The organism is Salmonella sp. K21076 (genome assembly GCF_039650795.1).
GTDB classification, from domain to species: domain Bacteria; phylum Pseudomonadota; class Gammaproteobacteria; order Enterobacterales; family Enterobacteriaceae; genus Salmonella; species Salmonella enterica.
Map to the genome: position 1 here is coordinate 43,358 of NZ_JBCLYA010000006.1, position 13,953 is coordinate 57,310.

General features: G+C 48.2%; 12 protein-coding genes and 2 pseudogenes. 3 read left to right on the forward strand and 11 right to left on the reverse strand.

Annotated elements, in window-relative coordinates:
• Positions 1-306: 306 nt before the first annotated feature.
• Positions 307-723: pseudogene (locus tag AAYN39_RS02110) on the forward strand (porin); the annotation flags it as partial.
• On the opposite strand, the gene AAYN39_RS02115 reads toward AAYN39_RS02110, so the two are convergent.
• The 8 genes and pseudogenes from AAYN39_RS02115 to AAYN39_RS02150 all read right to left on the reverse strand — a co-directional run bounded on the left by AAYN39_RS02115 (position 691) and on the right by AAYN39_RS02150 (position 7,450).
• Positions 691-1,461, reverse strand: coding sequence for an ATP/GTP-binding protein (locus AAYN39_RS02115; protein WP_001189412.1), 771 nt, complete (start codon positions 1,459-1,461; stop codon positions 691-693). The pseudogene AAYN39_RS02110 and the gene AAYN39_RS02115 overlap by 33 nt on opposite strands.
• Entirely contained in the window at positions 1,449-2,510 is a 1,062-nt protein-coding gene (locus tag AAYN39_RS02120) for a hydrogenase expression/formation C-terminal domain-containing protein (protein ID WP_001016742.1), read from the reverse strand. Before AAYN39_RS02120 ends, AAYN39_RS02115 begins: the two co-directional genes overlap by 13 nt.
• Before the next feature lie 17 nt (positions 2,511-2,527).
• Positions 2,528-2,938, reverse strand: a complete 411-nt coding sequence (locus tag AAYN39_RS02125; RefSeq protein WP_000155978.1) for a hydrogenase — start codon at positions 2,936-2,938, stop codon at positions 2,528-2,530.
• Positions 2,935-3,234, reverse strand: a complete 300-nt coding sequence (gene hypC / locus AAYN39_RS02130) for a HypC/HybG/HupF family hydrogenase formation chaperone (RefSeq protein WP_000334908.1) — start codon at positions 3,232-3,234, stop codon at positions 2,935-2,937. Before hypC ends, AAYN39_RS02125 begins: the two co-directional genes overlap by 4 nt.
• On the reverse strand, positions 3,234-3,842 hold the full coding sequence (gene hybD, locus AAYN39_RS02135) for a HyaD/HybD family hydrogenase maturation endopeptidase (RefSeq protein WP_000852667.1): 609 nt from the start codon (positions 3,840-3,842) through the stop codon (positions 3,234-3,236). The genes hypC and hybD overlap by 1 nt, the downstream gene beginning before the upstream one ends.
• Before the next feature lie 5 nt (positions 3,843-3,847).
• Positions 3,848-4,591 carry a Ni/Fe-hydrogenase, b-type cytochrome subunit gene (cybH, locus tag AAYN39_RS02140; protein ID WP_000924456.1) on the reverse strand — a complete coding sequence of 248 codons (744 nt, stop codon included), beginning with the start codon at positions 4,589-4,591 and terminating at the stop codon, positions 3,848-3,850.
• Positions 4,542-6,344: pseudogene (locus AAYN39_RS02145) on the reverse strand (nickel-dependent hydrogenase large subunit). The gene cybH and the pseudogene AAYN39_RS02145 overlap by 50 nt, the downstream one beginning before the upstream one ends.
• A gap of 2 nt (positions 6,345-6,346) precedes the next feature.
• Positions 6,347-7,450 carry a hydrogenase small subunit gene (locus tag AAYN39_RS02150; protein ID WP_001194451.1) on the reverse strand — a complete coding sequence of 368 codons (1,104 nt, stop codon included), beginning with the start codon at positions 7,448-7,450 and terminating at the stop codon, positions 6,347-6,349.
• A gap of 427 nt (positions 7,451-7,877) precedes the next feature.
• On the opposite strand from AAYN39_RS02150, the gene AAYN39_RS02155 reads away from it, so the two are divergent.
• Together AAYN39_RS02155 and AAYN39_RS02160 are read left to right on the forward strand one after the other, a co-directional pair.
• Positions 7,878-8,969, forward strand: a complete 1,092-nt coding sequence (locus tag AAYN39_RS02155) for a linear amide C-N hydrolase (RefSeq protein WP_000976508.1) — start codon at positions 7,878-7,880, stop codon at positions 8,967-8,969.
• Between the two features lie 45 nt (positions 8,970-9,014).
• Positions 9,015-9,806, forward strand: a complete 792-nt coding sequence (locus AAYN39_RS02160; protein WP_001518759.1) for a FadR/GntR family transcriptional regulator — start codon at positions 9,015-9,017, stop codon at positions 9,804-9,806.
• Positions 9,807-9,864: 58 nt separating this feature from the next.
• On the opposite strand, the gene AAYN39_RS02165 is transcribed toward AAYN39_RS02160, so the two are convergent.
• The 3 genes from AAYN39_RS02165 to AAYN39_RS02175 all read right to left on the reverse strand — a co-directional run bounded on the left by AAYN39_RS02165 (position 9,865) and on the right by AAYN39_RS02175 (position 13,884).
• A complete protein-coding gene (locus AAYN39_RS02165; RefSeq protein WP_000864933.1) occupies positions 9,865-10,890 on the reverse strand; it encodes a zinc-binding alcohol dehydrogenase family protein in 1,026 nt (341 codons plus the stop codon).
• Positions 10,865-12,151: an MFS transporter gene (locus tag AAYN39_RS02170; RefSeq protein ID WP_000824230.1), complete on the reverse strand. Its 1,287-nt coding sequence runs from the start codon at positions 12,149-12,151 to the stop codon at positions 10,865-10,867. Before AAYN39_RS02170 ends, AAYN39_RS02165 begins: the two co-directional genes overlap by 26 nt.
• A gap of 176 nt (positions 12,152-12,327) precedes the next feature.
• Positions 12,328-13,884, reverse strand: coding sequence for a PhoPQ-activated pathogenicity-related family protein (locus tag AAYN39_RS02175; RefSeq protein WP_000476914.1), 1,557 nt, complete (start codon positions 13,882-13,884; stop codon positions 12,328-12,330).
• Between the last annotated feature and the right edge of the window lie 69 nt (positions 13,885-13,953).

A 13,953-nucleotide genomic window follows, 5' to 3' on the forward strand; every position in this document is an offset into this window, starting at 1 on the left:
CTCAACTGACTTGATTATGATTCCGTCTTAATGAAGTGTCAGCAGAGTGTTCAGTGCCATTCTCACCTCGGCATCCCCGACCGTAAGCCAGTTCTCTACTGGTCACCCCCTTGTTATTACAGCAGAAAACAGGGCACACCATTGATGTAGCCATGCTTAACTTGCATTTTAACATCACTAATACATAGCAAGCTAATATTACACTTTGAAACTTAACGCACGGTAATTGTTAGTGATATTGTCCCGGACAGTTCCGCGAGCAGGTTTTGCGGAAAGTCCAAAAATAAGACAAATAAGGCATATAAAATGAAAAAAGTAGTGGTGTTATCTGCGGTAGCCGCAGCCGTGATGATGGCTGGAGCCGCCAACGCAGCAGAAATCTATAACAAGGATGGCAATAAACTGGATTTGTATGGCAAGGTCGACGGCCTGCATTATTTTTCCAGTAATCATAGTACGGATGGCGATCAATCTTATATCCGTATGGGTATTAAAGGCGAGACTCAAATTACCGATCAACTAACCGGTTTTGGACAGTGGGAGTATCAGGTCAACGCCAATCGTCCGGAAGATGGTGACTCCAGCGGTTCCCCGCAAAGCTGGACGCGTCTCGGTTTTGCTGGTTTGGCATTTGCCGATATGGGGTCTGTTGATTATGGTCGTAACTATGGCGTGTTATACGACATTGGTTCATGGACTGACGTACTGCCTGAATTTGGTAATATTACCTGACGTCGTCAGTCTGGCCTGATGAACTAACCATCCTCGCGCGGTTTCCACTACTGCTATTTTCCACTCGCCATCATCAAAACGATTCCAGCGTAGGGTAGGAAGGGCGCTCAAACTTCGGGCGAGCGTAATGCAGCGGGCCAGCAGACGTAGCGCAGTCGTTTTTCCGCTAAGACAACAGGCTGACAGCAGCGGATATTCGATAGCCAGAGGCGAGACATCCAGGGGACCATGGGTTATTAACGTATGGTCCGGGGACGACGCCATCGGTAGTGTAGGTGTAATGATATTCTGTACTGCCGCCAGCCAGCGGGCGGTTTCAGAACGCTCTTGCAAAAACCAGGCTTCCCAGCCCTTTACGCCAGCGGCAAGCCAGGTCTGAGGATCATCGTCAAAAAAGATTGTGCTTGCCAGCGGGGATAACTCTCCGCGACGTAACAACGCCCATTCTTCAGCGGTTGCCTGTCGGTGGCTAAACAGGGGGAGCCAGTCGGTCAACGCGCGACGGAGCGTTTCTCGCGCCAACTCTTGTTGTGCGGCCTGCATATCTGGCTTCTCTTCAGGAAACAACAGTAAAGCCGCCGCTGCGTTGTGCGCCTGAGCGCACAACGTAAACAAACGTGAAATAAGCGTTTTTGCGTATACCGGCGTTGCGCCCTGTAACAAACGACCGATCGGCGCCTCCTGCCAGGTAATCCATAGCGGGTGAGAATAGACGGTCAATCTTTGCACGAATTATTACCTTCATCGATCACCATAAACCCGGACTTACTGGTTTCGCAAACCGGACAGCACCAGTAATCAGGTAACTGGTTGAAGGGCACGCCGGGTGGAATTTGCCATACATCATCGCCCAGCGCAGGGTCGTAAACCCACCAACATACTTTGCACTCCATGCGCACCACTGGCTCATTTTCTGTGACCGGGTATTCTTTCAACCATTCCAACGTATTTTTTAGCCCCGTGTAGGCATCTTCGATATCGTCGATGCCTGCAACGGCGATATCAGGAATGTCCGCTATCTCAATCATATCTTGCAGTAATGTGTTCATATCATTGAAATAATTGACCCGCCATACGCCGGGAAAATGCGTGCTTACAATCCGGCATTTACCATATCCGCGTGAAAAAATAGCGCTACAGCCTTCGCCTAAAAAATGATCCAGATACTCGCGATCGGCATCGTTTACTGGCAATAGCGTTAAATTAATGATATGCGGCTCTTTTACCGGCTGTTTTACGCGCTCGGCTATTTCATGCGCGATAAAGGCGCCATTCATCAATCCCGCCAGTTGTGGCGGCAATTCTGGTGTAATCGGCGGCTGCGGATGCGTCTGCCAGATGCTCTCCGGGATCGGGCCAATGATAATTTCATCGGCAACCCGTTGCTGGTCAGCGTTATATTCACGTACACGCCAGACGCCCGTAAAAACCGTCTCCTGAATACGCTGTTCTTTTCCATCGGATAATAGTACCCGGGCGGAGATTTCACCTTCGCCGAGCAGTTGATCCAATAAACCGCTATTCTGTTGCTCAGTGGCATTCAGCTTATAGCTCAGGGGAAAGGGGAGCGTTGCCACCGGGTTATCCATATCGCGAATAAGCGTAGTCAGGATGTGTCTGGCAACACGGAGCTCAGCGGGCAGCGCCTGTTCCGGTAAAACCGGCGTCAGCGGGAGATTAATGCCGGCGGGGATGGGAAGAAAGTTAAAGTCTTCCTCTTCTGGCTGCGATCCTGGTCCGGCAATATTAACGACTGGAATAGTTCTGGAATGATTCACGTGTGTTACCTTTCATTCTATTGCGTAATAACGGGAATATCCTGACGATAGCCCGGTGTAGTCAGCAATGCGGCCACCCGCTGAGAGTATTCTTGCCAGCTATATAATCCCGCCAGACTGCCGACAAAACGGTGCTGGCGAAAGAAAAGCAGCGCCGGATATTTCAGAATGCGATACTCCCGGGCGATCAGTTCACTCTGTTCGCTATCCGCAAATGCCGCGGTATAAGATGTCGCCGGAAATTGCTTGAGGATCTCCGGGATAATGACCCAACTGTCGGCGACTTCCGGATGTTTGTTGGGGTCACTTTGCAGCAAAACCAGCAGAGTCGGATGCGCATTAATCAACGACGGGAGCGTTTGCGCATCGGTAACCAGAAAGCCTTTATCCGCCAGTGGACAAACAGGATTTTGGGGTGAGATAGTCATTTTTTTAAATGCTCCGGTAATTCAGGCGTGCGAGACAATAAATCGGCAAAACCGGTCAGCGGATCGCTTTGCGTGAGCATGGCCTGTTCCAGCGAGTCCAGCGCCACCAGTACCTCAACGGCTTCCGCTTCGTCCATTTCTCGTCGCGCTGCGCCGCCAAATGTCAGCAGCCATGCGCCTGCTAAGGGGGGAGCCACAAGCCGAATATCAACGTCGATAAGCTCGCCGTGTCGGTCGCGGCATTTGGCGAACCACTGACCGGGTGAAATAACCTGCACAGGAACGCCAATACACATTATGATTTCTCTCTCTGTAGCACCCGAATATCGCCGACCCGGCAAGCGCTTTGCGCATCTGGCCGTTCATCTTCGTAGCGTTCCATACACAGGCTGTAATGATTGAGTCTTTCAGTGGGCAAGGCCGCTGAAGAGGCGGTGATACCCCATTGCGCCAGCACTTCCTGCGCGAGATAGACCGCAGGCATCAGTTGCGCCCTTACCTGCGGCGTAAGACTCCCGCCATAGTCATCCAGACATTCCGGCTGCACGCCAATCAGCACAATCTCCGATAACTGGCCGCCGGTTAATTGCAGCAATGCCAGCACTTCAGAAAAACTGGTCTGATGTAAACTAAGTTTTTTCGCCGTCAGATAGGCGGGAACCTGTTCATCACGAAACATCGCCAGCGAACCTGGCGCCATACCAAAATCGATAGCATCCATGATTAACAGTTTTTCTGTCTGTTGCAGCCAGGGCAGCAGCGCCAGCCCCTGCGTACCGCCATCAACAACGTCAACTTTCTCGTTATCGGCATACTGTTCAAACAGCTTTTCCGCAGCTCTGACGCCGAACCCTTCATCTGCCCAAAGCAGGTTGCCAAGCCCTAAGATTGTTACTTCTGCCATTGTTATCACCTGAACCAGCGCCAGCCGCTTATCATGACGGAAATCACGCTTTGTCGGCTCATAATGTCTTCGCGGATAGCGGTATAAACATGCGCAATGACGAAGGCGATAATGAACCACATGCCCAGCCGGTGCCAGAAATGCAGCGCGAGGCTATCGTTGCCAGTCAGGCGAATCATCCAGCCAAACCATTGATACGCCCAACTGTCTGTTCCAAGTCCTTCGCCATAGAGCGCAAAGCCGCTACACACCATCAGTACGGACATCCAGAAATAGAACATTACCGCCAGTCCCGCTACCGGATTATGTCCATAGTAACGATGGGCCTCTTTTTCGAGGAAAAAATACCAGCGGATTTCGCTGATAACGCCTTTGCGCCAGGCGCGGCGCCAGAATGGAACCAGAAACATCTCCCTGGCGTACTCATTGCCGACACATGCCCAGTAAATACGAAACAGCAGCGCGACAGTAAAAATATACGCCGTGGTAAAATGGATCAGTCGTATCCAGCCCATCCAAAACATAAAGGTCGCTTCACCTTGAATCGATGGCAGGGGGCGGCCAATGAAATATCCTGTAACAGCCAGGACGACAATGGATAACGCCGTGATCCAGTGCCATAAACGGACCGGCGCTTCATAGATATAGTACCCCTGGCTGGTTATTTCTTTGAGATGCATTGAGACCTCCGAATCGTCGTCATCGTACCTGAACCCTGACCAGCTCCCCTCCATGATTATCAATAACATGGGTGGAGCAGGCCAGGCAGGGATCGAAGCTGTGCAGAGTACGTAAAATCTTCAATGGTTGATCGGGAACGGCGAGTTTAGTCCCCATTAACGCTGCTTCGTACGCGCCAATTTGACCTTTATCGTCACGTGGCCCGGCATTCCAGGTTGTCGGTACCACACACTGATAGCTGTCGATTTTCTGATTTTCAATTTTTATCCAGTGCCCCAGCGCGCCGCGCGGCGCCTCGCTGAAACCAACGCCTTTTGCCGATGTGGGCCAGGTATCGGGTTCCCAGAGCGTAACGTTTGCCGTCGCCGTATCGCCGGACTTGAGGTTACGCATTAGACGATCGAAGAAATATTGCAGCGTATTGCCTGCCCATACGGATTCCAGCGCACGCGCGGCAGTACGCCCTAATGTAGAAAAGAGCGCTTCTTTAGGCAGCTTTAATACACTAAGCAGTTGATCCACTGGTTCTTTAAATTCCGGTTTATTTTGATGATATCCAATCAAATAACGCGCCAGCGGACCTACCTCCATCGCATGTCCCTTCCAGCGCGGCGATTTAATCCATGAATATTTGGCGGACTCATCCACCTGTTCGATAAAGGTTTTTGTGCCTTTATAGTGTTCGCCCATGACCAGTTGCGGTTCGGTCAGACCATCCCACGGATGCAGGCCCTTATCGTTATTGCCGTTACCATAGGTATACCAGGAGTGAGTGACAAACTCCTGAATCTCATCGGGGGCGGTTAAATCGACAGGATGAATTTCGTCGAAACGACCGTTAATGATAGCCCCACGCGGAAGCAGAAGATTACTGGCGGAATAATCGTTAGGGTTATCCGGAAACTCGCCATAAGCCAGCAGGTTCATGCTCGATAACCCGCCGCCGATTTTTGCCCAGTCTTTGTAATAACTGGCAATCAGCAAGACGTCCGGAAGATAAACTTGTTCGCAGAACTGGCGAGCTTTTTGGATGATGGAACTGACAAGGTTCAGGCGCTCCATATTCACTGCGCCGACCGCGCCCGTTTCGTCAAGGTTGATGGCGCAAGGAACGCCGCCCACCAGCCAGTTAGGATGCGGGTTTTTACCACCGAAAACGGTGTGAATTTTTACGATCTCTTTTTGAAAATCGAGCGCTTCAAGATAGTGGGCGACCGCCAGCAAATTGGCTTCCGGTGGAAGTTTCATCGCCGGATGTCCCCAGTAGCCGTTACGGAAAGGGCCAAGTTAACCGGACTCGATAAACCGCTTCAGTCGATTTTGCAAATCGCGGAAATATCCCGGCGAGGATAGCGGCCATGCGGAAAGGCTTTGCGCGATGGCGGAGGTCTGATGCGGGTCGGCTTTCAGGGCGGCAACTACATCGACCCAGTCCAGCGCATGCAGATGATAAAAATGCACCAGGTGATCGTGAACGTGTAGCGTAGCCTGCATCATATTACGGATACAGTTTGCGTTGTCCGGAATCGCGATTCCCAGCGCATTTTCTACGGCACGGATTGAGGTCAGCGCGTGTGTACCGGTGCAGACGCCGCAAATGCGCTCAACAAATGCCCAGGCGTCTCGCGGATCGCGACCTTTCAGGATAACCTCCAGGCCGCGCCACATGGTGCCGGTCGACACGGCGTTAGTAATGACATTATTACTGTCAATATTCACTTCGCAGCGCATATGCTCTTCGATGCGAGTAACCGGATCGACCACAATTCGCCGTCCGCTATTGTCCAGCGTAAAACCCTGAGTCTGATAAGGATATGCCATAATTATTTTTTCTTTTCCGTAGCGTTTTCTGATGACGTGTTGTTTTTATTGCGGGCGTGTTTTATGGCGCTAACCGTGGCGTGAGCGATGGCAGCAGCGCCCGCGACGCCGGCAACGCCCAGTCCGATTTTATCGGCGGTAGCCTCAATGCCGGTTTGCGGAATGCCCGTTGCCCGGCTGTAAAAAGAACCGTAATCCCAGAATCCATCTTCCGAACATCCGAGGCATCCATGACCCGACTGGATAGGAAAAGACACGCCATCATTCCAGCGAACGGTTGAACAGGCGTTATAGGTAGTCGGGCCTTTACAGCCCATCTTGTACAGGCAATACCCTTTTCTGGCGCCTTCGTCATCCCACGCTTCCACAAACTGACCGGCATCGAAATGCGCGCGTCGGTAACATTTGTCATGAATTCGCTGGCCATAAAACATTTTGGGTCGTCCAAGACGATCAAGGGGAGGGATGCGATCAAATGCCAGCATATAGGTGATAACGGCGGACATCACTTCAGGTATAGGCGGACAGCCTGGCACTTTAATAATGGTTTTATCGGTAATTAATTTGTGAACCGGCGTGGCTTTAGTTGGGTTGGGACGGGCTGCCTGCACGCAGCCCCATGATGCGCAGGACCCCCAGGCGATAATCGCTTTAGCATCCGCGCTGACGCGTTTTAACTTTTCCAGGAACGGCTCGCCAGCCAGTATGCAAAACATTCCATCTTCATTCAGCGGCGCGTTACCTTCCACGGCAACGATATAATTTCCTTTGTACTCACGCATCACATCCGCCAACGCCTGCTCGGCTTGTTGCCCTGCGGCGGCCATAATGGTGTCGTCATAATCCAGGGAAATGAGCGACAAAATGGCATCTTTTGCCAACGGGTGCGCAGAGCGAATGAAAGATTCGGTACAGCAGGTACATTCAAGACCATGCAGCCATATCACTGGCGTACGCGGTTTATTCTCCAGGGCATAAGCTATCTGAGGAATCATCGAACTGCTCAGGCCTAAAGACGTTGCGGTAAGGCTGCAAAACTTGAGGAAGCTACGCCTTGTCACGCCGTGTCTACGCATAACTTGATAAAATGTATCTTGTGTTTGCATAACGTTTATCCCAAACCACTATAGTTAGTGTGGGCATCATATGTTGCATTTCTTGTCTTTCTCAACGTGTTTTAGTAGCAATTATGTTTCTAATTCGTAACAACTGATTACATGTGTGCTACTCACATTACTCAAAAACATAAATTAATTTAATGTTATTGGTGATGTGGAGTAAATATAGCGTTGTGAAGATATCTCTTAATGTTGATAAGAAACCGTGTTTTTTATTTATAACATGATGGGATTTTTTTAAATGGTCACACGGATAACGCGTTTCATGTTAGTTCGCTGTGTTTAACTCTCCTTTAAACCCGTCAGTTAAATTTATTAGCTTGTAAAATAAGATCACAATTAATTACGTGCTGCATAACCATTGATAGGTTTAATTTAATATATTCATCCAATCCATTTTACAAACAAGGAGAGCATGATGAAAAAAAGTAAAGCAATGTTATTTATCGCTCCGGCGCTGTTTTCATACGCCATGGCTGCACAGGCCTGCACAACCCTTGCTATTCAGGATAAACAAGGCGATATTTTTCATGGGCGTACGCTGGAATATATGCAGGATTTACCCTCATGGTTAACGTATTATCCGGCGGGAACGCAGTTTGATAAAAAAACGCCGGATGGCAGCCAGGGGATAAGCTATCAGGCGAAGTATCCGATACTGGCCATTACTTCCACCATTACTGATGGCGATAGCAGAGACATACTTGAAGGCATGAATAGCGCGGGATTGTCATTTAGTGAAAACATGATCATGAATGCGCAGTTGCCGCCATTGCCCGCGAGTGAATATAAACAGGCAATTCCTGTCACCTCGTTGGGAGAATGGGCGCTGGCCCGTTTTGCTACTGTCGGCGAGGTAAAACAGGCAATAAAAGAGGGCAAATTCTGGTCACCGGAACTGCATCGGTTTGGCGATCTGAAATCGCCATTTCATTACGCGTTTTACGACAAGAAAGGAGGAAGCATTGTCGTTGAAGTGGAAAATGGCAAATTCCATGTCTATGACAATCCCACTCGCGTGATGACAAATGGTCCCGCATTCCCCTGGCATCTGACAAATCTGAATAATTATACGCAATTAACCAATGTGGACCGCTCTTCAGGCACATTGGGCGGGATAAAAGTGATGCAGCCTGATAGCGGGATTGCTATTGCAGACTTGCCATCGTCCGATACGTCGGTTTCCCGTTTTATACGCGGCGTTTATTACACCACATATGCGCCGCAAGCGACATCCGCCCACGACGCAATGAATACGCTTGCACATATTATGAGCCGTTTTGATCGTCCGAAAAATATTACGGTTGATTATATGGGGAGTGAAGGGGAAGGCAACGCCACCCGCAAACCGGTCTCAGAATATACGGTCTGGACAACGCTGTCTGACTTGACGCACGGTGAGATGATGGTGCGCGGCTACAATGATATCAACTATAAAACCTGGTCCCTTTCTCAGTTTAAGAACGCGACTGCGCCCGTGTTCGAGAAAATCAACGTCAAAGGATAAACCGCTCGTCTCTGTTTAGTTTCCCCGGTAGTCTCGGCGAAGGTAATGGAGACTACCGGCGGTTGCTTCTCTTTATCATGCACGGTAATTAATTATCACGATCACCAGCGCCAGGATGGTATGCTAAATCCATTCAAAATCCCCTGGATATGGATTGGAGGGCGCATGGTTATACCTGAGGTCAGGCAGGAGAGGCTCTATCAGAAGATAGCCAACCTCATCATTAAGCTGATCAATGATAATATTTTTCCACCGGGAACTTTTTTACCGCCAGAACGCGAACTGGCAAAACAGCTTGGCGTGAGCCGCGCCTCCTTGCGAGAAGCCCTTATTGTACTGGAGATCTCCGGATGGATCGTGATTCAGTCCGGTAATGGGGTTATCGTTTCAGATAAAAAACACCTTGCCAGTGACTATACCATCGAAGAAATTCTCTCTACTCGCGAGCTGGTCGATAGCCATTGTGCGCGCTTAGCCGCACAAAACGATAACGTTGACGTCATCAACCAAATAGAGGCGATTTATCATCGTATGGATCAAGCCATTAACGATAATAACGTCCACGGCTTTTACTCGCTGGATAAAGAGTTTCACCTTGCGATCTCTGAGGCCAGCCGTAACCGGGTGTTGTTTGATATGTCCCGTATGTTATGGGAACAACGGATTAATATCCCTTACGCCGGGCTTGATGAACAGTCTGGAGACAGAAATGTTTTACTTAATCTCAACAAACAACATAAAGCGATAGTGGATGCGATGCGCCAGTCTGATGCTGACAGCGCTTATGAGGGATCGCTGGAACATTTACGCTATGTGAGAAAGATTGTCGGCGGCTAAGTTTGTCGGTAAATAACACCGCATGGCGGATATGCCATGCGGTAGAACTCGCCGTAAATCAATGGAAAACAGCATTAATCTTTAAGTAACGCTCCGGATAGCGATCAAGTTCTTTAACTGCATCAGGGATCTCATCAAGATTGACGACCTTACTGACAACATCTTGCGGATTAATCTCCAGCGTTGACAGCATGCGTAATGCCTCATCAAATTCACCGGCACTGGTGCGGGAGCCGCGTAAATCCAGTTCTTTGTAGGTGATCAGGTTCGTCGGCAGCGACGTTTCCTGTTTTGGCCATCCGGTAAACGAAATACGACCAGCAAACGATGCTAAATCAAGCGTATTTCGAATAGCGCTATTTGCGCCGGAGGCTTCTATCACGACCTGCGCCATGGTGCCGTGGGTGATATTTTTAATAGCGTCGATAACCTGATCGTCAGCGGCGTTCAGTACATAAGGAACGCCAAGCTTTTGCGCATAGCGTAGCCTTTCTTCCACAATATCGATCAGAATAGGCGTTGCCTTGTAATGACGCGCGCTTAATGCCGCCATAAGACCAATGGCCCCCGCGCCGATGATGGCAACATATTCCCCGGCCTTAACGTTTGCCCGATGCAGCGCGTGTAGAGCGATGGTCAGCGGTTCTGCCAGCGGCGCCATTTCAGAAGGCACATTATCTGGTATTTTATGAATTAAATGTGCGGGATGAGTAACCACCTCCTGCATTGCGCCATCGATATGCACGCCAATGACATTTAAATTTTCACAACAATTAGTTCTGCCGACAGAGCAAGGGTAGCAGTGACCACAATAAATATAGGGGTCAACAATCACGCGGTCGCCTTTTTTAATATTGTCCGGCATTCCGGTGCCTTCCTGAAGAACAATTCCGGTCACTTCATGCCCAATAATTCTTGGGTAAGTAACAAGTGGGTTCGTTCCACGAAAAGCCCCGATATCCGATCCGCAAATGCCTGCGGCATCAACCTTAATTAATACTTCATTTTCTTTCTTATGGGGATAATCCACCCAGCGGGTTTCAACTTCACCAGGCTTATTAATGAACACAGCTTTGACTTTCATTGGCTTTGAATCCTTTACTTTTTACAAACACGAAGACCAACAGGCTTGAAACGATAGCGATAGCACCAGCCAGATAGAACGCATAGTCATATTTACCGCTAAATTGAACGATAAAACCGGTGACAAGCGGACCGATAATACCGGATATATTAGCCAGGCCATGCATGGCTCCGCCGACGCTCCCTACCTTATCTTTATGAACAACATCCTGAATAACCGCCCAATAAATTGGGCCTGTTAAATAGAGCAGGAAGAGTGAAACTGACATGAGCGTAATTGCGCTACCAATAGTGCTAACGGTACCGGAAACGGCAACACATACCGCCGCGCCTGCCAGACATACGCCCAGAATAAGTCGACGTGAGAGCAGGGCATTACCGGTAATCCGATAAATTACATCAGAACAGACGCCGCCGAGCACCATACCAATGGCGCCGATGACCCAGGGAATTACCGTGGCGATACTAATTTCTTTAATATCGAGATGTAACGAATGGTTCAGATAACTTGGGAACCAGGTCAGGAAGAAAAAAAGAATATAGTTGTAGCTGAAAAAAGCCAGAGTTGTCGCCCATACCATTGGTTGTTTCATGTAATAGCCGAGTGAAGGCGTAGCCCGGCCATCATCAGATAAAATAACGTCCTCATGATTTTCAAAATCAATGCGTTCTTCCGGCGCCAGGCGTTTACTCATTGTTGGCTTATCGCTAACGATAAAGTACCACAGTAGTACCCAGACCAAGCCAAATAAGAAAATAATGCCAAATGCGGGGCGCCAGCCTAAGGATAACGCCAACAGGCCCACAATCGGCCCGGACACCGCGCCGCCGAGCGGGGAACCGGCGCTAAAAATTCCGATCGCCGTGGCAGACTCCTTTCGGGAAATCCAGTTATTGATGATTTTATTTCCGGCAGCGCTGACCGGTCCTTCAGCCATACCGAAAAGAACGCGCACGATAAGCATTGTCCACAATCCGGTGACTAAACCAGTTAAGCCACAAAATACAGACCATAGTAACGCTGCGATGAGAAAAACCGTTTTTGGCCCAACTTTATCGCTGGCCCAGCCATCAATAAAATTAAACAGGGCGTATCCGATAAAAAATGCGCTGAAGATCATTCCCATCTCCGCGGCGTTAAATCCTAACTCCTTTTCGATCAAGGGGGCAGTTATCGACAATGCTGAACGATCCATATAGTTGAGCATGTAAACTATAAATAGAAGAAAAACGATAAGCCATCCCATTGTTTTTCTTTTCATGATTAATCCTCTTATTGTGGTCTAGCGGCCTGACCACAATATTTTAAGGTTATTTTCAAATCACCTATCTTGTGGTTAGAACGTGATCAATATAACAAAAATTTATCGCAGAGGATTTTTATCCATCGCAAGCGTGATGGATAAAATTATTTAAAATCAGACAATTACTTGAAAATTCAATCGGGGCTATCGTTTTCCCCTAATCCACGCCCCGGTAACGTTTGACATGCGGCGTTAACGGAAGGTGGTGCTGTCTGTGGGTATTTTTCATCGGGCGTAATATAAACCTGACTCGTGGCGACATAGCCATCATTAAAAGTGGCTTCGATATAGGTAGCTTCCCAACCTGTCTTCGGTTCATTTAACGTAATACTGATCTTATTGTTGGCGGGAATATCTATTGTAAGCGGCTGATAGCGGATGCCACAGGCATAACGGAAATCACGCGCATTTGGATTGTTGGCTGTCCAGCGAACGACTTTTACCGGCGCTTCTGAGAAATAGACCGTAAGAAGATGGTGGTGAATAAGGCCGATCAACTGCGGTAATGTTTTTTTACTTTGAAACCGGTTAATAAATGGAACGAGGCTTCCTTCAGCGAACTGGTTAATTGAGTAGTGGTTCATATTAGGCACTATACGTAATGATTTTACGCCAGGAAGTTTGCTATAATAAAAGCGAGTATTGTCTGGTACGAAGAAATCATCGCCACTTGCATTAATAATATATTTCGGTATTGCAAGGCGGGGTTGGTAAATAGTATTGAGATATCTTAACGGATCTATTATTTGCCTTAGCTGGGTAAATGTGGGGGATTTTATTTTCTCATCTATGCCTTGCTGGTAGTAGGGGTAGAATGTAATGGGCCAATTTCCACCGTATGATTGATAAATATGCTCAAGTGAAGCATCAATATCAAGTAGATCAATGGCGAAGGGAACAATTGCTTCAACATCAGGATCGGCAATAGCTGACAACCAGGTGGTCCACCCACGCTTTGAAATACCTGTAATGATAAAGGAATTTATATTCCATTGCGTTAACTCCTTTTTTGCTAATCTCATCGCTTGCGATATGGCAGTGACCATAGGAATATTTAAAGGCATTAACTCACGTTGCTCCGGCGCTTCCATAAATAATGCCCAGCTTCGGGAAACGCTCTCGTCCTCTTTCAGTGGTTTTTTATCATCCTGAAAGGTTAAATATTGGTTAGGTATATCACTCACTGATATTACGATGGTATTCGTATCACGGGCGATGCTTGCCAGTGTTTGCTGAGTAAAATCAACGGGTTTACTGGGGATTTGTATGCCTTTTTCATAATTAATTCCGTTGTTTACAACCACCAAAGCATGGTGCTCTTTTGCCGTTTCAGGGATATAAATATCAACGTTATGTCGCCATTGCGCAGGGGTTACCATGTCATCTGGCGACCAGTGTTGCGATAATAATTCATAGTGTCTGACTACCACCTGTGCTAATGGAGCTGTACTAATTAAGGTATATTTTAGCGGTGTGCCTGAAATCTGCTCCCGGTAGTCGGGGAGAACATGAGACAAATCACACTCCGGGCTGTTTCGACAAAAGAAGATGTTGTTATGAAGTAGTGTATAAACTTTTGTAGAAATAAAAAACAGTACGATAACAACGAGATATATTTTTTTCATGCTTTCCCCGCGCTTTACAAGGGCAAATGCCAACCAGCATAATTTCCATAAATACCTCTTAAACATTCAATATAAGTACAATACTTTTGATAAATAAGGGAAGAAGGGAGTAATAATGCTTGTGACGTTGTCACA

What these genes read in the sequence shown, in the direction of transcription:
- AAYN39_RS02125 (WP_000155978.1), bottom strand. Translation starts at nt 2,938, where the DNA reads ATGACTATCTCACCCCAAAATCCTGTTTGTCCACTGGCGGATAAAGGC.
- hypC (WP_000334908.1), bottom strand. Translation starts at nt 3,234, where the DNA reads ATGTGTATTGGCGTTCCTGTGCAGGTTATTTCACCCGGTCAGTGGTTC.
- hybD (WP_000852667.1), bottom strand. Translation starts at nt 3,842, where the DNA reads ATGGCAGAAGTAACAATCTTAGGGCTTGGCAACCTGCTTTGGGCAGAT.
- cybH (WP_000924456.1), bottom strand. Translation starts at nt 4,591, where the DNA reads ATGTTATTGATAATCATGGAGGGGAGCTGGTCAGGGTTCAGGTACGAT.
- AAYN39_RS02150 (WP_001194451.1), bottom strand. Translation starts at nt 7,450, where the DNA reads ATGCAAACACAAGATACATTTTATCAAGTTATGCGTAGACACGGCGTG.
- AAYN39_RS02155 (WP_000976508.1), top strand. Translation starts at nt 7,878, where the DNA reads ATGATGAAAAAAAGTAAAGCAATGTTATTTATCGCTCCGGCGCTGTTT.
- AAYN39_RS02160 (WP_001518759.1), top strand. Translation starts at nt 9,015, where the DNA reads ATGGAGACTACCGGCGGTTGCTTCTCTTTATCATGCACGGTAATTAAT.
- AAYN39_RS02165 (WP_000864933.1), bottom strand. Translation starts at nt 10,890, where the DNA reads ATGAAAGTCAAAGCTGTGTTCATTAATAAGCCTGGTGAAGTTGAAACC.
- AAYN39_RS02170 (WP_000824230.1), bottom strand. Translation starts at nt 12,151, where the DNA reads ATGAAAAGAAAAACAATGGGATGGCTTATCGTTTTTCTTCTATTTATA.
- AAYN39_RS02175 (WP_000476914.1), bottom strand. Translation starts at nt 13,884, where the DNA reads ATGTTTAAGAGGTATTTATGGAAATTATGCTGGTTGGCATTTGCCCTT.